General features: G+C 63.4%; 16 protein-coding genes and 1 riboswitch. Of the genes, 8 read left to right on the forward strand and 8 right to left on the reverse strand.

The genetic code is table 11. The features are described from left to right. The first annotated feature begins 163 nt into the window (after positions 1 to 163). Positions 164 to 333, forward strand: a riboswitch (TPP riboswitch). Positions 334 to 523: 190 nt separating this feature from the next. From ACFMO5_RS06885 to ACFMO5_RS06895, 3 genes are all read left to right on the forward strand, one after another. Then, positions 524 to 1,174: a thiamine diphosphokinase gene (locus tag ACFMO5_RS06885; RefSeq protein ID WP_376792018.1), complete on the forward strand. Its 651-nt coding sequence runs from the start codon at positions 524 to 526 to the stop codon at positions 1,172 to 1,174. 92 nt (positions 1,175 to 1,266) lie between these two features. Continuing rightward, positions 1,267 to 2,406: a thiamine ABC transporter substrate binding subunit gene (locus ACFMO5_RS06890; RefSeq protein ID WP_376792019.1), complete on the forward strand. Its 1,140-nt coding sequence runs from the start codon at positions 1,267 to 1,269 to the stop codon at positions 2,404 to 2,406. Positions 2,407 to 2,624: 218 nt separating this feature from the next. Further along, a complete protein-coding gene (locus ACFMO5_RS06895; protein ID WP_376792020.1) occupies positions 2,625 to 4,031 on the forward strand; it encodes a glycoside hydrolase family 10 protein in 1,407 nt (468 codons plus the stop codon). Here ACFMO5_RS06895 and ACFMO5_RS06900 read toward each other — a convergent pair. The 5 genes from ACFMO5_RS06900 to ACFMO5_RS06920 all read right to left on the reverse strand — a co-directional run bounded on the left by ACFMO5_RS06900 (position 3,995) and on the right by ACFMO5_RS06920 (position 10,644). Beyond that, the gene (locus ACFMO5_RS06900; RefSeq protein ID WP_376792021.1) at positions 3,995 to 4,774 is read right to left on the reverse strand and encodes a WecB/TagA/CpsF family glycosyltransferase; all 780 of its coding nucleotides are present in this window, start codon (positions 4,772 to 4,774) and stop codon (positions 3,995 to 3,997) included. The two genes, ACFMO5_RS06895 and ACFMO5_RS06900, sit on opposite strands and share 37 nt — an antisense overlap. Positions 4,775 to 4,949: 175 nt before the next feature. Then, positions 4,950 to 5,792 (reverse strand): formate dehydrogenase accessory sulfurtransferase FdhD, encoded by an 843-nt coding sequence (fdhD, locus tag ACFMO5_RS06905; protein ID WP_376792022.1) that lies wholly within the window; start codon positions 5,790 to 5,792, stop codon positions 4,950 to 4,952. 127 nt (positions 5,793 to 5,919) lie between these two features. Next, positions 5,920 to 8,127 (reverse strand): FdhF/YdeP family oxidoreductase, encoded by a 2,208-nt coding sequence (locus ACFMO5_RS06910; RefSeq protein WP_376792033.1) that lies wholly within the window; start codon positions 8,125 to 8,127, stop codon positions 5,920 to 5,922. Positions 8,128 to 8,665: 538 nt separating this feature from the next. After that, positions 8,666 to 10,048, reverse strand: a complete 1,383-nt coding sequence (locus ACFMO5_RS06915) for a hypothetical protein (RefSeq protein ID WP_376792023.1) — start codon at positions 10,046 to 10,048, stop codon at positions 8,666 to 8,668. Further along, the gene (locus ACFMO5_RS06920; protein WP_376792024.1) at positions 10,045 to 10,644 is read right to left on the reverse strand and encodes a hypothetical protein; all 600 of its coding nucleotides are present in this window, start codon (positions 10,642 to 10,644) and stop codon (positions 10,045 to 10,047) included. Before ACFMO5_RS06920 ends, ACFMO5_RS06915 begins: the two co-directional genes overlap by 4 nt. 491 nt (positions 10,645 to 11,135) lie before the next feature. Between ACFMO5_RS06920 and ACFMO5_RS06925 the strand changes: the two genes are divergently transcribed. The 5 genes from ACFMO5_RS06925 (at position 11,136) to ACFMO5_RS06945 (ending at position 16,144) form a co-directional block, all read left to right on the forward strand. After that, a complete protein-coding gene (locus ACFMO5_RS06925) occupies positions 11,136 to 12,461 on the forward strand; it encodes a M16 family metallopeptidase (RefSeq protein WP_376792025.1) in 1,326 nt (441 codons plus the stop codon). A gap of 327 nt (positions 12,462 to 12,788) precedes the next feature. Beyond that, entirely contained in the window at positions 12,789 to 13,157 is a 369-nt protein-coding gene (locus tag ACFMO5_RS06930) for an NUDIX hydrolase (protein ID WP_376792026.1), read from the forward strand. Positions 13,158 to 13,312: 155 nt separating this feature from the next. Then, complete coding sequence (locus ACFMO5_RS06935; protein WP_376792027.1) at positions 13,313 to 14,683, forward strand: CpXC domain-containing protein; 1,371 nt, start codon at positions 13,313 to 13,315, stop codon at positions 14,681 to 14,683. A gap of 122 nt (positions 14,684 to 14,805) precedes the next feature. Then, positions 14,806 to 15,588: a dihydroorotate dehydrogenase electron transfer subunit gene (locus tag ACFMO5_RS06940; protein WP_376792028.1), complete on the forward strand. Its 783-nt coding sequence runs from the start codon at positions 14,806 to 14,808 to the stop codon at positions 15,586 to 15,588. Between the two features lie 4 nt (positions 15,589 to 15,592). Then, complete coding sequence (locus tag ACFMO5_RS06945) at positions 15,593 to 16,144, forward strand: NUDIX domain-containing protein (protein WP_376792029.1); 552 nt, start codon at positions 15,593 to 15,595, stop codon at positions 16,142 to 16,144. Between the two features lie 224 nt (positions 16,145 to 16,368). Here ACFMO5_RS06945 and ACFMO5_RS06950 read toward each other — a convergent pair whose 3' ends face one another. The 3 genes from ACFMO5_RS06950 to ACFMO5_RS06960 are packed head-to-tail and all read right to left on the reverse strand — an operon-like array spanning position 16,369 to position 19,702. Further along, the gene (locus ACFMO5_RS06950; RefSeq protein WP_376792030.1) at positions 16,369 to 17,673 is read right to left on the reverse strand and encodes a peptidase MA family metallohydrolase; all 1,305 of its coding nucleotides are present in this window, start codon (positions 17,671 to 17,673) and stop codon (positions 16,369 to 16,371) included. A gap of 20 nt (positions 17,674 to 17,693) precedes the next feature. Continuing rightward, on the reverse strand, positions 17,694 to 18,605 hold the full coding sequence (locus ACFMO5_RS06955; protein ID WP_376792031.1) for an AEC family transporter: 912 nt from the start codon (positions 18,603 to 18,605) through the stop codon (positions 17,694 to 17,696). 17 nt (positions 18,606 to 18,622) lie between these two features. Continuing rightward, positions 18,623 to 19,702 carry a HEAT repeat domain-containing protein gene (locus ACFMO5_RS06960; protein ID WP_376792032.1) on the reverse strand — a complete coding sequence of 360 codons (1,080 nt, stop codon included), beginning with the start codon at positions 19,700 to 19,702 and terminating at the stop codon, positions 18,623 to 18,625. Positions 19,703 to 19,775: the final 73 nt, after the last annotated feature.

Consider the following 19,775-nt stretch of genomic DNA (forward strand, 5'->3'; position numbering starts at 1 on the left):
AAAGGCGCCCGGCCCGCCCCAAAATATCTTTTATCCCCACGGTCCTTGGGGGTGTGGGGTGGGGGGACCCTGGGGGTTGGGGGCCGCCGCGGGCAGCCCCCAACCCCCAGATTCTATCGCTTTTTGACAACCCACCGGGTCCGAATGTAAAGTCTCCAAAGGGATTGTTTCCCGGGGGAGTCTGCGGGTCAGCAGGCTGAGAGGGCGCCTTCGCAGGGGAAGGAGCGAAAAGGCGGAGTGAACTGTCTCGATCTGCTTCCCCCTGCGCCCGGCGCCGACCCTTTGAACCTGATCCGGGTCATACCGGCGGAGGGAAGGGGACGCCATCCACCCTCAAGCTCTATCACCTCATTGTCCTCAAGATGATGCGCCCCTTCCTCCGGGTTCTATGCATTCCGCATAGGCCGCTGATCTTCAATGAGATGAGCGCATCGTGAGGGGTGGATCGGGATGGCCCTTCCCCGGTGTGGCCAGTTCAGGCTGCTAAAGGGGAGGACCATGGCCTGGCAGAGGTTCGGATCGGATGAGCGAGGCTGGGATCGTTCTGATCGTGGCGGGCGGTGAGGTCGATCGGGAGGTTCTGCGTCAAGCCGTCTCCCAGGCGCGATGGATCCTGGCTGCGGATGGGGGAGCCGCTCACCTGCGGGCCATCGGCGTGCTCCCTCATCGGGTGATCGGCGACCTTGATTCAATGGACCCGGATACGCTGGCCTGGCTGGAGCAGGCCGGGGTGCCGATTGAACGCCATCCCGTCGATAAAGACGCCACGGATCTGGAGCTGGCCATGGAGTGCGCCCGGGGGCTGGGCGGGCCCATTCGGGTGCTGGGCGCATGGGGCTCGCGGCTGGACCAGTCCGTGGCCTCCCTCTTGTTGCTGGCCCATCCCCGATGGGCTGGATGGGATATCCGCTTCCTGGGGACGGACCGAGAGGCCTTCGTGATCCGGGGGGAAGGCTGGATCGAAGGGGAACCTGGCGATCGGGTCTCCCTCATTCCCCTCACGGGCGATGCGGAAGGCGTCACGCTGGAGGGCCTGTTCTATCCGTTGCAGGATGGTGTCCTGCCGTTTGGGGCCACGTTGGGAATCAGCAACCGCCTGATCGCCCCTCGGGCCCGCGTTCGAGTCCGTCATGGCCTTCTCCTGGTGATCCACGAGCGAGGGGAGCCCCAGTGAAGCGAACGGGGTGCGAGGGTGGGCCTCTACTGGCCCCTAAGATCCCGACGAGGGGCGAACGGTGCAACGGTTACATCTGAGGAGGTGTGCGGATGGGATATCGATATCGATGGTTGTGGGGATGGATGCTGGCGGCCCTGATCGGGGCCTGCACCACACCGGTGGTCACTCCGACGCCGATCCCGACCGCGACGGGGGGCGTGCCGACCCCGACCGTTTCCCTCGCTCCAGCCACGCCCACAGCGCTCCTTGCGGGTCCGCGAGAGCTGGTGCTAATGACCCATGATAGCTTCAGCGTCAGTGAGGAGGTGCTCCGCGAGTTCGAGCAACGCTACAACGCGCGGGTCCAGATCCTCAAGGCGGGTGATGCAGGGGCTGCCCTGAATAAGGCGATCCTGGCCAAGGGGGCGCCCCTGGCGGATGTCTTCTTCGGCGTGGACAACACGTTCTTCAGCCGGGCGATCCGGGAGGATCTCTTCGATCCGTATCGCCCCCAAGGTCTCGAGGAGATCCCCCGGGAGTTCATCTTGGATCCCGAGCATCGGCTGATTCCTATTGACTATGGAGATGTTTGCTTAAACTACGATAAGAAATATTTCCAAGAGAAAGGGTTGAGGCCACCGGAATCTTTGGAGGATCTGATCCGGCCTGAATACAAGGGGCTGCTGGTGGTGGAGAACCCGGCCACTTCGTCGCCAGGCTTGGCCTTTATGCTGGCTACGATCGCCCATTTCGGTGAGGAGCGCTGGCTGGATTACTGGCGAGCGCTGAAGGCGAACGACGTGAAGATCACGGAGGGGTGGGAGGATGCTTACTACAAAGAATTCAGCGGGGCGACAGGCAGCCCGGGAACCCGGCCGATTGTGGTGAGCTATGCCACCAGCCCGGCAGCGGAGGTATATTTCAGCGAGGGGAAGCTCTCCGAGCCGCCCACCGGAAATGTGCTGGGGAAGGACGCCTGCTTCCGGCAGATCGAGTTCGCGGGCATCCTGAAGGGGGCGAGGAACCGGGAGCTGGCGGAACGATGGATGGATTATATGATCAGCCTGCGTTTCCAGGAGGATATCCCGCTTCAGATGTTCGTTTTTCCCGTTCACCCAAAGGCCAAGCTCCCCGACTTTTTCCAGAAGTTCGCTGAGGTCCCGGCGGAACCTGCCCGCCTGGATCCAGCGCAGATCGATGCGAACCGCGAGCGCTGGATCCAGGAGTGGACGGATTTGATGTTGCGGTAAGCGCAGGGCTTTGGGGGTTGGGGTGATGCTTCTTCCACATTTGTTTTGGGGATATACGGTAGTGGGAGTGGACAGCCCCTAACCCCCCACGTGGAAGAAGCACTGCTGGGGTTGTGCAGGCCGCTGAAAGCCTCTGCACAACCCCCCGAAGCATTGAGGGATTCAAGATGTGTCGCTATGGCGCATGCCCTCATGCGTCATCTTTAGGAGGAACCCTGGTGCGTTTCCTGAGCTGGGATCACCGACGAAGAGTTCTGGCGTTGGGGCTGCTCATCCTGACCCTGGGCACCGGAACGATCCCTCCAAGAGCCCCGCTGGCTCCAGCCGATGTGGAGAACCCTCTCTGGTATCTATGGAACGGGTATGTCCCGCCGATCCCCCAGGAAATCGAAGCCGCTTCAAGTTCCGGGATCCTGGCCGCAGGCCTGGATCAGGCGGCCCCGTATCGGATCTATCTTCCTCTCCTCTTGCGCGCCCCCACAGCGGAGTTCCGCGCCCTTTGGATCACCCGTTTCGACTGGACCCGGGCGGATGGGACCCGGGCGCGGCCGGAAGCTCTGGTGGCCATCGCGGAACAGGCGGCGGCCGCCCGCTTCAATGTGCTTCTCTTCCAGGTCCGCGGCGTCGGCGATGCGTATTACACCCCGGGATATGAGCCGTGGGCCGCGCGCCTCACCGGCACCATCACACGCACCTTGGGGACCTCCCCCGGTTTCGATCCGCTCCGGGTGTTGCTCGACGCCGCCCACGCCCGCGGGCTGCAGGTCCACGCATATGTGAATGTCTATCCCACCTGGCTCTGCGGAGTCGGTGCCCCGCCTGACGGTCTCAACCCGCCCCATCCGTTCTGGACCTTCTCCCGGACTAACGGCAAATCCTGGAGCGCGTGGCGGGTGTATGACGCCTCCGGCAATCCGATGAACCTCATGACCTGCGGCTCCTATCTCTGGGCCACGCCTGCGTGGTCCGGGGTACGGGATCAGGTGGTCCGGGTGGTGCGGGATCTGGTGAGCCGCTACGATCTGGATGGAGTGCATCTGGATCTGATCCGCTACCCCGGTCGCGGATACTCCTATGATCCCTTCACGCCCGCATTCAGCAATCCGGAGGAGCGAGCGGCGTGGCAGCGGGAGCAGGTGAACATGATGGTGCGGGAGATTTACATGACGGTAAAGGGGATCCGCCCGCAGGCCTGGGTGACCGCAGCCGTATGGGGGGTTTACCAGAACCGGTGGGGCTGGCCGGGCTTCACCTCGGGGTATTCGGATTATTACCAGGACTCCAAGCGCTGGCTGCGGGAGGGGTGGGTGGATGCCATCATGCCGATGATCTACCCCGCCGGCCCTTCTTCGAATTGCCCGGACACCACCCCGTGGACGCTGGATCGTTTTCAGACGCTGTTGGCGGACTTTCTGACGGACGCCTCCGGGCGGTATGTGTTCCCAGGCATCCACGGCGGCTACGCCTGTTTCCAGGACGTTCAAGATCGAATCAGGGTCGCCCGGGCGCTGGGGGCGCGGGGGATGGCGGTCTTCGCTTACGGCCCCGTGAGCCTGCGGGGGTATTGGGACGAGTTCACGACCCAAGCTTACACAGCGCCCGCCCCGGTCCCTCCGCTTCCATAGCGGGCCGCGAGGACGGCCAGGACGAAGCGGGGGAGGGCGAGCATGCGGCGCCAGCGCCAAGGCTGCTGAATCAAACGATAGAGCCATTCCAACCCGTGCTCCCGCATCCAACGAGGGGCGCGGGGGACGACCCCGGCGATGAAGTCAAAAGCCCCCCCGACGCCCATGGCGACCGGGATGCGAAGCTCCGGCTGGTAGCGGGCGATCCATAGGTCCTGTTGGGGGGCGCCATAAGCGACGAAGAGGAGGTCCGGCTGGGCTGTCCGAAGGCGCTCCAAGATCTCGGGGGCGTCTTCCGGCCGGGGGGAGCCGGCGAAGGTTCCGGCGATGGTCAGGCCTGGATATCGGGACCGGAGGGCCGTGGCCGCCCGCGCGGCCACTCCTTCCGCAGCTCCCAGCAGGAAGATCCGCCATCCCCGCTCCGCCGCCCGGGCTGCCAGGGCTTCCATAAACTCCACCCCTGGCACCCGCTCTCGCAGCGGTTGGTTCAGGATCCGCCCCGCCCAGAGCAGCCCCACGCCGTCAGGGACGTTCAAATCCGCGCGTTCCAGCACCTGGAAGAATGGGAGGTTCCGCCGGGCGTGCATCACGAACTCGGGGTTCACCGTGCAGATCTGATGGGCCCCGCCTTCGGCAAGGAAGGCGTCCACGATACGGAGTGCCTCCTCCATCGTGACGTCATGAACCCGAACCCCCAGGATGCGCCGAACGGGCGCTTCGATCATAGGCAATGGTCGGGGCATAAGATCTGTGGGCCAATTTGGAACCGACGATCCTCCACTATTCTATCGTTGCACCGTTGATTTCCAACAGCGCAGGAGGCGCCGACCGAGGTTCCGCATCGGCGGAGGCCGGCGCCTGACGCGCAGCGCCCAAGGAGGCCGATTGCCAATCGGCGTGGGGAAACCGCCACGCCGGCTATTGCGTCCCGCTGATCCGCCATGGGGCTGTATAAACGTTTGCCCCGCCTTCCTGTAAGAATCCCACCACGGTCATGCCGACGGCCTGGGCGAGCTCCAGGGTGAGGCTGGAAGGCGCCCCCAGGGCTGCCAGGATGGGGATGCCGGCCCGCAGCGTTTTCTGGGCGATCTCGAATCCCGCCCGACCGCTCACGAGCATGATGGCGTTGTGGAGGGGCAGACGACTTTCCAGAAGGGCGGCCCCGATGACCTTGTCCACCGCGTTATGGCGACCCACATCCTCCCGGAGCCAAAGCAATTGGCCCTGGGGGTCGAAGATCGCCGCTGCATGCAGCCCACCGGTCCAGCGGAAGAGAGACTGGGCTGAGCGGAGCCGTCGGGGAAGGTCATAGAGGAGCGCCAGGGGGACGATCGGCTCCGTTTCCGGTAGTGGCGGATACCCTTGGACGAAAACCGCTTCGATGGCTGCTTTCCCACACACCCCACAGCTGCTGGCCATATAGAAATGCCGGGTCAAACGCTCGCGATCGATTCGAATCGAAGGGGGAAGGAGAACCTGAACTTCATTCGCAGAGGGGCGCTCCAGCGTCAGGCCATGGGGGATGACCTGTAGATCGTTGATCAAGCCTTCCGTGTAGAGGAAACCCAGCGCCAATTCCTCATCGTGCCCCGGGGTCCGCATGGTGACAGCGACCGGGAGGATCTCCATCCCTCCATCGCCCAGGAGCGCGACCTGGATCTCCAGGGGCTCCTCGGTGATCACCACGTCCTCCCGCCGCTCGGCGTGGCTTCCCCGCCAGCCGGTGATGGGCCACCCTTTCAAGGCCCCATCCTGGCCCATCGGCGTCTCCCTTCCTGATGGGAATCAGAAAGAAGGGCTCTTGCCTTGCCTTGCCCACGTGCTCGTTCGCTGTTGGACGCGTTTCCTGTCGTTAGCGCCTAGAGAGCGCTGCGCTGCTGTGGAGGATTCATTCCCTCCGCTTTTCTAGATAAGCGACGATCGCTTTATAAGCCGGGATACCCGCCAAAGGGGAGCGGGCGTCCGGCGCGGCCAGGACGTTCCCTTCCGGCCAGTGAATCTGGAGGGTGCCTGGCTTGACCTCCCCCAGGAACACCCGGCCCTGGAATTCCCCGTAGTGGTTCCAGAGGCGAACGGGATCCCCGGCCTGAAGCTTGAGGCGCGCGGCGTCGGAGGGATGCATCAACACCGCGTCCCGCGGGAGGCCATTGATGGGATCCACTTCCTCCTGAACCATGCTGTTGAATTGCTTCCCTCGGCGGGTGGCTACCAAGAAGGCGCCCTCCGGGACCTCCCGCCGCGGCGGTTGCACGGCCTTGAAGTGGGCCTTGCCGTCCGGAGTGGGGAAACGCCACCCCTCGCACAGCCGAGGCCCACCATATTGGAACTGATCCCCTTTCCGACGCAAATGCTGGATTCCTTCATACATAGGGATCACCCGGGCGATCTCCTCCCGGATCGCCTGGGTATCCGGGAAGCGGACCCGATCGGCCAGCTCCGGGCGGACCCGGGCGGCCAGCTCCCCGAAAACCCACCACTCCGGGCGGGCCTCCCCAACCCGCGGCCCGGGGATCTCCGGGCTGAAGATCACCCGCCGCTCGGTGGTCGTCTCCGTCACGCCGCCGGGCCCTTCGTAGCGGGTGGCTGCGGGGAGGAGGATCGCTGCTTCCCCTGGCTCGAAGAACATCGGAGGCGAGAGCACGATATCCATATGAACCCGGACCGGGATCCGCTCAAGGGCCTCGCGGACGAAATCCGGGCTCGGGAGCACATCATGGAAGTTGCCCCCGACGCTGAAGAGGAAATCCAGCTCCCCGCGGTGGGCCGCCTCGATCATCTCGGGGGCGGTCAAGCCGCGTTTCGCGGGGACCTCGAACCCGTAAAGCTCGGAGAGGCGACGGGCGTTCTCTTCGTTGATCGGAAGGCCCCCTGGAAACGCGGTGGCGTAAGCCCCCATCTCCGCCCCGCCCTGGACGCCAGAGTGGCCCCGGATGGGCATCAAGCCGCAACCCTCCCGGCCGACGAACCCCTTCGTCAGGGCCAGGTTAATGATCGCGTGGACGTTGTCTTCGCCATAAGGGTGCTGGGTGATCCCCATGCTCCACACGAAGACCGCCCGTCGAGCTTCGGCCACCATTTGGGCGAAGGCTTGCATCTCCTCCCGGGGAAGACCCGCACCTTCCTCCAGCTCCTCCCAAGAGGTGGCCTCCAGCAACGCCCGCAGCTCCTCGAAGCCTGCCGTGTATCCCTGGATGAAGGACCCGTCCACCCATCCGCGCTCGATCATGTGCTTAATGGCCCCGTTGATGAAGGCGATGTCGCCTCCCACCTGGACCTGGAAAAAGCGATCCGCGATCCGCGTGCCGAACAGTGCGCTCTCCATGTCGGAGGGCACCCAGTAGCGCTCCATCGCCGGCTCACGGTAAGGGTTGACCACGGCCACCCGCGTTCCTGCCTTCCGGGCATAATAGAGATACTTCATCATCACGGGCTGATTGTTGGCCACGTTGGAGCCGAAGAAGACAATCAGATCGGTCCCGATGAGGTCTGAATAGGAACATGTGGTGGCCGCCACGCCGAGGGCTGCTTTAAGGGCCATGGTGCTCGGCGCGTGGCAGATCCGGGCGGCGTTGTCGATGGAATTGGTCCCCATCGCTCGGACCGCTTTTTGGGCCACGTAGTAGGCCTCATTGGTGAGGCCCCGGCTGGTGAGATAGAAACCCAGGCGATCGGGCGAGGTGCGGCGGATGAACTCGGCGATGAAGTCCAGGGCTTCCTCCCACGAGACACGGCGGAAGCCTGGCTCGCCGTGGCGTCGGATCATCGGGTAGGGAAGGCGGCCCAGAGCCCGGAGCTCTCGAGCGGATCGCTGGGCCAGGGGTTGGATGTCGGAGAGCAGCCGGATATCCAGTGGAGGCATTGTATTGAGGCGCAGCAGGCGCAGGCGGATGTTGCAGAGATGGATCCCGGTGATGGTCCAGTCCCGCATCCCAATGGTGCCCAGGGCGCAACCATCACAGACCCCATCTCGCAGGATGCGCCAGGCATAGGCCAGCTGGTCTCGGTTCTCCCAAATTGCCCGTAAGATCTCGAGGTAATTGTTCGGGCGTTGCTCACCGATCCCGAAGGGTTTCCAGCTGGCCCATAGGTGGGGCATCCACCGCCGGGCCGGCGGCCGAACCGCTTGCCGAACCCCTCCCACTCCAGCTTTCCCTCTCTGAGGATAGCGGCACGAGCGGAACGATGCACATAATTTATTATAACGTTATTCATCGTTTTATTGCGCTCCATATGACGAGGGGGACGGCAATGGTCATTATGGGATGCGGATCGCTGAAGGCAGCCCGCATCCCACGAAGAAACCCATTTCCCCCTCCCCCTGGGGCTTTGCGGCCAGGGAGGGGGAAGGGATGGGTCAATTTCCTCACCCACGTAGCCCCTTGTACTGAAAGGGGTGACTACCGGCGAGGAAGATAATTCGTGCTTCATTCAGATTTGTTTTTGGGTTTTGGCTCCTTGGGAGGTTGGGGGCGAGCCGGACGCCACACGCGTCCGGCTCGCCCCCAACCTCCCCACGGCCCTTGGGGCCGTGGGGAGGGGGGATCCAGGGGGGTGGGGCATTGGCCCTCGTTATCCCATATCCTCAAAGGATGAAGCGTTAGGGAGGGGCATCGGGCTGCACCTACCCAGGCCCATCAGAGGGAACTCAAACGGATCCATGCCCTGGCAAGGGCCTCGAGCTGAATCCCTAGCCATGGTCCTATGAGCAGCAGAAGGATCTCGGCGATCCACCAGGCGATTCCGAACCAGACGGCGGCGCGAGGCATCGAACGCAGCGGGGCACCTGCTTTAGGGGACGAGAGGAGCTCTCGCAACAGCGCCCATCCCAGGAGACCCATGCCTCCGATCAGGACCAGTGACAGGGCCGGGTGGGAGGGCAATAACAACCGGGTGAGCGCCCACCGGGCGGTGAATCCGGCGAAGGGGGGAACATCCAGCAGGGCCATACCACCGGCCAGCAACAGGGTGATCACCCATGGCCCCCGATCCAGCGGGACGTAGCCGGATTCCGTTGAGCCGCTCATCCGACGATGCGCGGCCAGCCCAAAGGCCAGCCCCAGCAGGGCGACCATTCGAATGCTTAAGGTCCAGGCGCTGAGGTGGATTCCCTCGATGCTTCCCATGCCCAGAGTCAGCCAGGAGAGGCCGCTGGAGGCCAACCAGGCATACCCGCCGATCGTGCCCCAGCCACGCTCGGCCAGCGCCAACACGGCGCTGGTCAGCATCATCGTGACTCCGATCGCTTGAAGGCCGGCGTTCCATCCAGGGATTTGCGTCAGCCATGGGAATTCCTGAGCCCAAGCGAGCAACCAGAACCAGGTTCCGTAATTCAGCAAGGACACGGTGAAGGCCGCCCCTACGGGCGCACCCTCCGCGAACAGGAACAACACCCAGCGCTGGGCCGGCCAGACGCCCAACCAGAGAATGAGGGCCATGAAGATTAACACGACGGTTAGTGCGGTCCAGAGCGGTTGACCCGGATTTAAGGCCACCTGTTCAGCGGTCCAAGCCGCTGTGACCCACATGAGAAAGCCCAGGCTGGCGGCGATAAGGTATTGCGTGGCCCCTTCCATGCCGTGGCCTTCCCCCAGCAGGGTCATCGCGAGCAACAAGGTGGCGCTGCCGATGAAAAACACTCCTAAGCTGATCGGCCGCATCAGGAAGCCGAGGACCCATAGCCCCCCAGCGGCCAGGCCGATTGGATAAAGGCGGCGCTCAAACCGAAAGGGCCATGCGGTCAAGAACATCAGGGCCGCACATCCCCATAGCACGCTCAGGACCCAACGATCGGTCTCCGTCAAACGAAGGGTTCGCCCCAGCAACGTGAGCGGCGGACCCAGGGTGACTTCATCCGGTCGGATGGCCGTGTGGGGCCAAGGGGCGAGCCATAGGAAGCCCACCAGGGCGGCCGCTACGGCGGCCGCAAAGGGCGCCGCCAAAGGGGTCCGGCGAAGCGGATAGACCACAGGGGCGGCCAGGAAAGGGAGGGCGAGCAGGATCAGCAATGGGAAATTCACGCGGACACCTCCTGACGGACCAGGGTGAGGGCGGCGGTGAGGAAAGCCACCAGGAGACTCATCCCCGCCATCAATCCGATCGCGAGCAGGCTGTCTTGCACAGAGAGATAGAAGACTTGATAACCATTTAACATGGTCAGCACGCCCAGCCCGGCCCTCAGTGGGGAACGGCTCAGCGTGGCGATCAGCAGGCCGATCCCGATCAGGGTGTAAGTAACGACCAGAAGGAGTGGGGAGGCGATCGGGAGAGGGAAACGCGCCACAGCCATTCGAGCGATGATATGTAGGAATAGAGCGGCCAGGATCCGGAACCGCCAGTGGATCGCCGGGCGGGCCGTCAGGGTTTTGGGGGCCGTGGTCCGGACCCGCCGGCCGGTCAGATAGAGGAGCAGCGCCAGAAGCGTGCTGTTCAGGATCTGGATCCCAGCCAGCTGTTCCGGGACCTCGGTCACCTGTCGGAGGAGGATCCCGCCGGCCGTGCCCATCGAGGCCCAAGCCAGAAGCATCCAGCGCCAGTCATCCAACGCCAGCACCAGACCAGCCAGCCCGGCAATTCCCAAAACCATCAGCTCGTTCAGCCCCCATTCTCCAGCCACGTCCTCACCCCCTACCATGTGAATTTCCGGAGCGATTTTCGGGGGCGGCCCTTGCAAGGCGCCGCGCGCGATCCCCCAAATCTGTTGCTTTGTTCGTATATTGAGATCTTTGGGGGTTGGGGGCTGCTGAAGGCAGCCCCCAACCCCCAAAGATTTTTTCTCCCTCCTCCCCGCAATCCTTCGGGCTGCAGGGAGAGGGAGAAAGGGGGGCGGATGCCCCTCATCGTAGATCCTAAAAACTCAAGCGGATGACGCGCGGGAGGGCTATAGCCCCCAAAGTTGCTAAACCAGTTTAACCGCGCCTGAGCCGGGCGCACAAGGGGTGCCACCACCCCTTGTGGGTGCCCCTCGAGGGGGTCTCTGTATTCACGAGGCCCCCAGATCATCCACATCCTGGGGCCGGAGGGAGGTGTGTGAGATTATGCATAAAGCCTTAGATCCGGGGTATGATAAAGCTCGGCTTGGAATCTCTTGATCATTTGGAGCTCGAAATGGCGCGCAAGGGAAGTCTGTCGACCTCCACCCTGCAACGCGCCCGGGCGTGGACCGTTCCCGGCCCGCGGACGATCGCCCGGGAGGTGCTGCCCAATGGCAGCGTAGTGCTCGCCTATGAAAACTTCAGCAGCCCCTCCGTGGTTCTCTCCGGCCTGCTCTGGGCCGGAGCGGTGGATGAGCCCCCGAATCAGGCCGGGCTGGCGGCGTTTACGGCGGAAATGCTCACCCGGGGCACAGCCCACCGGACGTTCCATGAGATCTATGAGGCGATCGAGTCCGTTGGCGCCAGCCTGGATATCGGAGCAGGTTATCACACCACCGGCTTTGGCCTTAAGGCCCTGGCCGAGGATCTGCCCGCGCTGCTGGAGATTCTGGCCGATGTCTTGCGGAACCCCACATTCCCCGAGGAGGAAGTAGAAAAAGTGCGCGGGGAGATCCTTACGGACCTCCAAGAACGGGAACATGACACGCGGCGGATGGCTGGGTTGCGGTTCCGCGAAACCCTCTTTCGGGGCCATCCTTACGGACGAAGTGTCGATGGTTACCCAGAGACGATCCGGGCCATCACGCGGGAGGATCTGGTCGCTTTCCACCGAACGTTTTATAGCCCGGAGCGGATGATCATCGCCATTGTGGGGGCGATCCGTGCTGAGGAGGGCATAGAGCTCGTTCGGCGAACCTTGGGGGATTGGGAAGCCCGGCGCCCGGAACCGGATCCCCTGCCGCCCGCCCCCCGTCCGGACCGTTGGATCTATGTGCACACCCCGATCGCGGGCAAAACCCAGACCGATTTGGTGATGGGCACGGTGGGGCTGGCCCGAAAGGATCCGGATTATTACGCGGCCATGCTGGCGAATTGCATCCTTGGGGTCTTCGGGATGATGGGGCGATTGGGGGATCATGTCCGGGACCGGGATGGGTTAGCCTATTATGTCTACAGTCGCCTCGATGCAGGCCTGGCCCCCGGGCCCTGGAGCGTGATCGCGGGGGTGGCTCCGGAACATCTTCCCCGGGCCGTGGAGGGCATTCGAACGGAGATCCGCCGTCTGCAAGAGCGACGCGTCCCGGCAAAAGAGCTGGAAGATAACCAGTCGTTTTTGATCGGTTCCCTCCCGCTCCGGTTGGAGACCAATGAGGGGATCGCAGGGGTCCTGGTCGATATGGAGCTGTTCGAGCTGGGATTGGATTACCTGGAGCGCTATCCGGAGATCATCAGCAGCCTTACCGCGGCCGATGTTCAAGCGGTCGTACGGAAATATCTGGATCCGGATCGGATGGTGCTCTCCACCGCTGGCCCGGAGCCGGAGCTTCATTCTGAGTAGCGAGCGGTTCGCTCTGTTCGCGGTCGGGTGCTTCAACGCCCTTTGCGGGGGGCGTGCGGCTCAGCCCGCTGCACGTCGTGTTGGGAGGCCGCCTCTGCGGCATCCCTAGAGCTTTATCCGGTTTTTAACTTACCTTTAGGGTTTTTGGGGGCTGGGCTGCGGACCGAAGGCCTCGGTCCAACCCCCAAAGGATTTTTTCTCCCCTCCTTCCCACGGTCCAAAGGGCCGTGGGAAGGAGGGAGGGGAGTGGGGGGATTATTCAGAACGGGTGCTGAAGCGCCCTCCTACAAACAACCCCCAGCCACCGAAGACTCCCGAGGAGGAGCGATGGATGTGGAGATCCGAATCGAAGTGGTCGCCCTAGCCGATGAGGCGGTCTGGCTGATCCAATCCCCTCAGGGGGATTGGATTCTGCCGGGGGGGCCTTTGATGGAAGGTGAGGACCCCATGAGTGGGGTCCGACGGTGGATTCGCCAAACGGCCGGGGTGGAGCTGGAGGAGCCGGTCATTCTGGAGGCGATCTCCCGCCGAGAGGGTGAGCGCTGGCAGTTGATCCTGCGTTACGCCTGTCGTCTGCTCCAGGAGCCCCGGCCGGCCTCCGAACTCCTTGGATCCGGTCTCTTTCATATTGAGCATCTTCCTCCGCTGGATCCTGGGCAGCGAGCGGCGATCTATCGGGCATTGCAGGTGCTATGATAGACTGGATGCGCTCATTGTATGTGCCTTGTCCCCCTCTTCGGGGAGGGGAGAAGAGGCTTTAGGAGGCGGGGAGGCTGCGGAAGGTGGCCTCCCCGCCTCCTAAAAGTCTCTGAGAGAAACATTCGGATGAATCCCGTGAGAGGAGGAGCTGCATGCCGTTTCCACCTGTGCCAATGGTCATTCGCTGTCCGTTCTGCGGCCAATCCGTTCAGGTTCAGGTTCGTCAGATCATCGATGTTTCCGAGGAGCCTCACCTGAAGCGGTTGCTTCTGGCTGGGCGTCTGAACGCTTTCACCTGCCCTCGTTGTGGCAACCGGGTGAGCTTCGCGGCGCCGTTTCTTTATCACGACCCGGAGAAGGAGCTCGCCTTTGTTTTTATCCCCATCCAGGCGAACCTGAAAGAGGCGGATCGCCAGCGCATCGTGGGGCAGCTGATGGACGCCGTGATGCGACAGCTGCCCAAGGAGAAACGCAAGGCGTATCTGTTGCAGCCCAAGGAGTTCTTCACAATCCAGAGCCTCCTGGAGGCGATCCTGCGGGCCGACGGCTACACCGATGAGGACCTCCGGGCGATGGAGGAGCGAGCCCTCCTCCTGCAGCGGATCCTGAACACCCGGCGCGTGGAAGACGCGGAAGAGCTGATCCGGGAGAACGTGGAGAAAATCGATGCGGAGTTCTTCCGCCTCTTCCAAGAGGCGCTGGCAACGGTTCAAGAGGAAGGGTCGGCGGAGGAGTTCGCTCGGATCATGGCGATCCGGGATCGCCTGCTCGAGTTGACGCCGTACGGGCAGACGGTCCGCGCCCGAACACAGATCATCGAGAAATTCACTCGTGCACCCAGCGGGGAGACCCTGTTGGAAGCCCTCCTGGAAGCCCCTGATCCGGCGACCCGCCAGACCCTGGTCGCCCTGGGCCGTCCCTTTTTGGATTACCGCTTCTTCCAGAACCTCACCCGGCGGATTGAGGAGGCCGAGGCGGCGGGCCGGCAGGAGGAGGCGGAGCGCTTGATCGCCCTGCGGCGCGAGATCCTGGAGGCCCGGGAGGCGGTGGATCGGGAGATCCGCCAGATCTATGAGGAGCGGGCCCGATTGATCCGGGAGCTTCTGAGCGCGCCCTCGGAGCGGGAGCTGCAGGAGCGCCTGCTTCAGCGTATCGGGGAGCTCGATGACATTTTCTTCGATGTCCTACAGATGAACATTGAAGCCGCCTTGGAAGCCGGCGATGCCCGGATGGCCCAGGCCCTCAACCTGCTGGGGCAGATCGCGATGGCGGTCCTTCAACAGACGTTGCCGCCGGAGCTCCGGCTGCTGAACGCCCTGCTGAATGTCCGCTCCGAAGAGCATCGCCGGCAGATCCTGGAGCGGAACCGGCGGCTGCTGACGGCGGAGTTCCGCCAGTGGCTGCAGCAAATGGAGACCCGGATGCGAGAGGAAGGTCGGGCCGAGATGGCGGAGCAGATCGCCGCGATCCGGTCCCTGGCTGAACAGGTGGCCGCTACACCAGCGATCCTTCGGCCTTCGTAAACATGCCAGTGCTTGGCGATCTTCCCTTCTCGTATCACGAAGTGAAGCGGGCACTGAGGTGCCTGGCGACAGACAGGGAACGGAGGCCCAAGGACGCGATGACCTCCTCGGGGGCTTGAAGCATGATCGCCGAGCGTGCCGCGTCTCGGAGCTCCAGCGCCTGGTGGGCAGGGGGGCATCCCCACCCGCTACGAGTGGTTCGGGTGGATCCGGAGAGCCCGCGGGTGAAGACCCTGGTGCTGGATGCTCAGGTGGAGGCCCAGCCAGGCCAGTTCGTCATGGCCTGGCTGCCTGGTTATGAGGAGAAGCCGTTCAGCCTGGCGGAGTCGGAGCCTGTGACGCTGACCGTCGCCCGGGTCGGCCCGTTCTCCGCCGCCCTCCACGCTCTGAAGCCGGGCGAGTGGTTATGGATCCGGGGTCCTCTGGGCCGCGGGTTTACGATCGAGGGCCGGCGGATTCTCTTGGTCGGTGGAGGTTATGGGGTGGCCCCGCTGGCTTTCCTGGCGCGGATGGCGATCGCGCAAGGGATCCAGGTCACCGCGCTGACGGCGGCCCGGCATGCGGAGGATGTGCTTTACGTGGATCGCTTTCGAGCGTTGGGCGTGGAAGTGGTGGTGGCAACGGAGGACGGATCGGCTGGGGAGCGGGGGCGCGCCACCGAGGTGGCCCACCGCCTGTTGAGCTCCGGATCTTACGATGCGCTGTATGGCTGCGGGCCGGAAGGGATGCTGGAGGGCCTGAGGGCGTTGGCCGCCGATTTCGGCATCCCCGCGCAGCTCAGCTATGAGGCCTATATGCGCTGCGGGATCGGGTTGTGCGGTTCATGTGAGCGGGCAGGGGTGGTGCTTTGTGTAGAAGGTCCGGTGTTGCGGTTTCAGCTCTCTGGGGAGAGACAAGGGGGCTGAGCGCATGTCATCAGAGGAAAGGCCCTTTCAGACAAGTTTAGAGCCTTTTCGTTTCTGCCCTCGCTGTGGAACTTCCCTAAGCCATCGTTTTCTGTTCGGTCGGGAACGCCCGATCTGTCCGGCCTGTGGGTATATCGTCTTCTACGATCCCAAAGTTGCGGTAGGGGTCCTGGTGGAGCAGGAAGGGAAAGTCCTGCTGGTGCGACGGCGCTATGCGCCGGGACAAGGGGGGTGGGCGCTTCCTGCGGGGTTCGTGGAGATCGATGAAGGGCCGGTGGCTGCGGCCATCCGGGAATGCCGTGAGGAAACCGGGGTGATCATTCGCATCTGTGGGATCCTGGATGTTTTTGCAGTTCCCATCGATCCGCGCGGCCCGGCGGTTTTCATCGTGTATCGGGGCGTCCCGATCGGCGGCGTCCTTCAGCCAGGGGACGATGCGCTGGAAGCCGGCTTCTTCCCCCCCGATGGCCTTCCTTCCCCTTTGGTCTTCGCCAGCACCCGCCGTGCCCTCTGGCGATGGCGGCGCGAGAAGGGGTTCACCGGAAGGCGGTTTTAAGACGCAGATCGCCCCCAGCCGCTGGGCGCGGACGGGGTCGGATACGGCCGAAAGCGCTTTCAAGCCGTTCCCCTCGCGGCGACCCAAAACGGGCGCGAAAGCGCCTTACTTCAAACGGCTCCCAGCCCCAAAAGGTTTTTCTCCTCCCTCTCCGAAACCCAAAGAGCTGCAGGAAGGGGCGGATGATCTCTCCACCGCATATCGATCAAGAGGCACGATGGCCGTCACCTCCGCTCGCGGTGGGCGTTACGGAGAGGTTTCCCTTCCATGCGATCGCCGCGGGTGCGATCACCGAATGCGAGGGAAAGTGGGCCCAGGCTGAGCAGGAAGAACAGGAGGATCCACGGTCCGAGGCTCTCGATGGTGGACTGCCATAGCGGCCGCGGCTGTGCGGCGGTCTCCGCCTCGCTCTCCAAGCGGGCCAGCGAACGCCCCAGGATCCGGCGCACGCCGTTCTCGCAGGAAATCCCCCCGGCGTAGGTTTCCAGCAAGCGCCGAAGCCCCCTAAGCCCTTCTTGATCCTGAATGTAGCGGGCCACGGCCCAGGAAAGGGCGTAGGCCTGCCGGGCTCGCAAAGGATCTGTGGGGAACTCCCCGCACAAGCTCGCCAAGGAGACGCCTTCCAGGCGGGGCTCCTGCAGCGCGCGCAGCAGGTTCGGATCCGGGAGGCCTTCGTTCAGGAGCGCCCAGCCCTCAACCAGCCACGCGGGCAAAGGTTGTCCTCTTGCAAGATCATCCAGGATCACGTGGGTTAGTTCATGAGCAATTAGGCGGCGCAGGGTTTCCAGGCCTGCCCCATCCGCGGGTGCGATCAGGATCACCGCCCGCCAGCGAGGCCGAACCTCGCCGCCGATCTCCATCCCGGCCATCCGGAACGCCGCCCGGGCCAGCTCGGGATCCGCATACCAGAAGAGATCGATCGGTTCCGGTGCGCGATAGCTCAGGGGCTCCCCGATCCGCTCCAGGGTCTGGTGCGCCAGCTCCAGCGCGGACTGGGCCAGCCCGGGATCCCCTGTGTGCCAGTGTAACCGGATGGGGTCGCGAGTGAGGGTTTGCCACGTGATCCGGTTGTCTAGGTAGCGGATGGTCTGTCGCTCTGTGGATCGCCAGTTCCCCTCGTGATCCCGGATCTCCCACCAGAACGTGAGGGGCGCGAAGGGGGGCAGGGGATCCTGTCGTAGATCCCGCTCGTAGATCAACTGGGTCTGGGTGGGGGAGTTCGGGATCAGGGAGATCCGTTGGGGGATCTCCATGTCGGGGAGGACGTAATACAGGACCGCCTCGGCGATGGGGTATGGGCGCTCCAGCGTCAGGACGAAGCGCATGCGTTGGCCGAATGTGTAATCGAGCTTTGCGCGGAGAGGAGGGGGCTCCGGCGGGTTGGGGGTGGGCGCAGCGAAAAGGGGTAAGAACGTGAAGAGCACGGCCGCCGCTGGCCTAAGAACCGGGGCGGCGTGTGTCATCGTTCCGTAGAGAGACAGAACCATGCTCTTGAATGCGAAAATCAGATCTTGCGGTTTCAAGCGCATATCCGGTTCGAAGGGAGGGATTATCCCCGCAGCCAGGCGATCCACAAACTGAGGGTGAGAGGGCTGAGCAGAGTGGAGAGGAAGATGATCCCGGCGATGGTGCGCGGGTAAACCCCGAACTCTACGGCCATCACCACGTTGGAGATGGCCGCCGGCATCGCACTCTCCAGCAGCCCGGCCTGTCGACCGGGGCCCTCCAACCCCCAGGCCTGAGCGATCAGGGTCGCCATCAAGGGGATCACGACCAAGCGCGTGAAAGTCCCCAGACCCATGAAGAGCCATCGATCTTCCAGCTGGATGTGGGCCATCTCTAAGCCAAGCACCATCAGAAGGACCGGGATGGCGCTCCGGCTGAGGAGAGCGATCCCTGCTTCGATGGGTTCCGGGGGAGCCCATCCGCTGAGGCGCACCAGGGCCGCCAGCAAGGCGGCGTAGAAGCTTGGGAGGATGAAAAAGGATTTCCACCCCACGCGGTTGCTGCCGTGCACGGTCATCAACACGCCCAGCGTGTTCAAAAGGATGTTGTTTGTCATAAAGTAAAGTACCGCCCGGGCGAGGGCGGCCTCCCCAAACGCTCGTTGCACGACCCCCAATCCATAACTCCCCGCATTGACGAACATAGCGGTCAGCATCAGGGCCGTCCGTTCGGACCGAGAGAGCCTCATGGCTAAGCTGAGAAGGAGGCTGAAGGCTCCTGCAGCCAGAGGGACCGAGAGCGCGAAACCCAGGAAGCGCGCCAGCTCCTCCCCACTGATATCGGAGCGAGTGAGAGAAATGTAGACCAGGGATGGGTTAAGGATATAAAAAGAAACACGGGCCAGCGGGCGCGGGGGGATGTTCAACCAACGCCCCGCCAGCCAGCCCGCCGCGATCACCAGAAGGATCGGGGTGAGATCATGGAAGAGGATCTCGGGGACAAGGCGAAGGATCACCTGGAGCGCTCCTGCTCTCAGCGCTGGCCGCGCCACCTGCGATCTTGATACTCTTCATTGTCCTCGTCGTCTTCCTCTTCTTCCTCCTCTTCCAGTCCCAGCTCTTCCTTCTCCCACCACGCCAGCCAGTCCTCTGCCTCTTCCTCCTCAGCCTCCAGATCCATTTCCAGAAGGGGCATGAAGGTCTCCGCGCCTTCTAACAGGTTCAATTCCTCCAGGGCCTCCTCGGCCAGCGCGGCCAGGTCCTCGTCTTCCCCCGCGGCAATCTTCTCCAGGATCTCCCGGGCCCGGGGTCCGCCGATTTCCCCTAGGGCCCAGATCGCCGCCTCCTGGATTTCCGTATCGCCTTCTTCAATCAGCCGCTCCAGGATGGGGACAGCCTCCTTAATCCCAATCTCCCCCGCGGCGACCACGGCTTCATAACGCACGGCTGGGCTGGGGTTGCGCAGTGCTTCCATCACATAAGGTGCCCAGTGGGTCTCGCCGGTCCGCCCCATGGCGAAAAGGGCGCTGACCCGCATCCGCTCATCGGGGTCGGCATAGGCCCGCTCGATCATTTGAGGGAGATCGGGCTCCAGGGTGTTCCCCAGCGCCTCCAGCGCGCGCCGCCGCACCTCCAGGGGCTCGTCCAAGTTATAGAACGCCTGGCGCAGCGCTTCGATGGCCGGGCGGACAGCCGAGAGGGGGATCTGTTCCAGAATGCAGGCGTTGTAGAAGTAGCGGCCCAGGCCGATGGCTGCGCGGGCGCGCACTTCGGTATCCGCGTCCTTCTCAAAGAGCTCGAAAAAGCGGCGCATCAGCTGAAGGTCCTGATCCTCATACCATAATCCATCGATGGCCATCGCTCGCACTTCGGGATCGGGATCGCTCAGGGCCATGCGAAAGATCCGCCCGAAGTCCACCTCCATATTTTCCTCGCTGATATCCACCAGATGGCTCATGATGGCCCGGCGACGCCCTGTCGATAGCGTTGACCAAACCTGAGCGACCCGGGTGAATTCCTCGTCGCTGAGATCGGAGAGCCAATATAGGCGGGCGATCGAAAGCGGTGTGGTCTCATCTTTCAAATGAGCCAGTAAGGTTTCCACCGAAGGCATTCAAACCCTCCTCTCTGATGCGGATCGTAAACCCTGGATCATGGGGTCTTTGGGGGGTTGGGGTTTTCGTGGG

It is taken from the genome of Thermoflexus sp. (assembly GCF_042408365.1).
In the GTDB taxonomy this organism is placed as follows: Bacteria; Chloroflexota; Anaerolineae; order Thermoflexales; family Thermoflexaceae; genus Thermoflexus.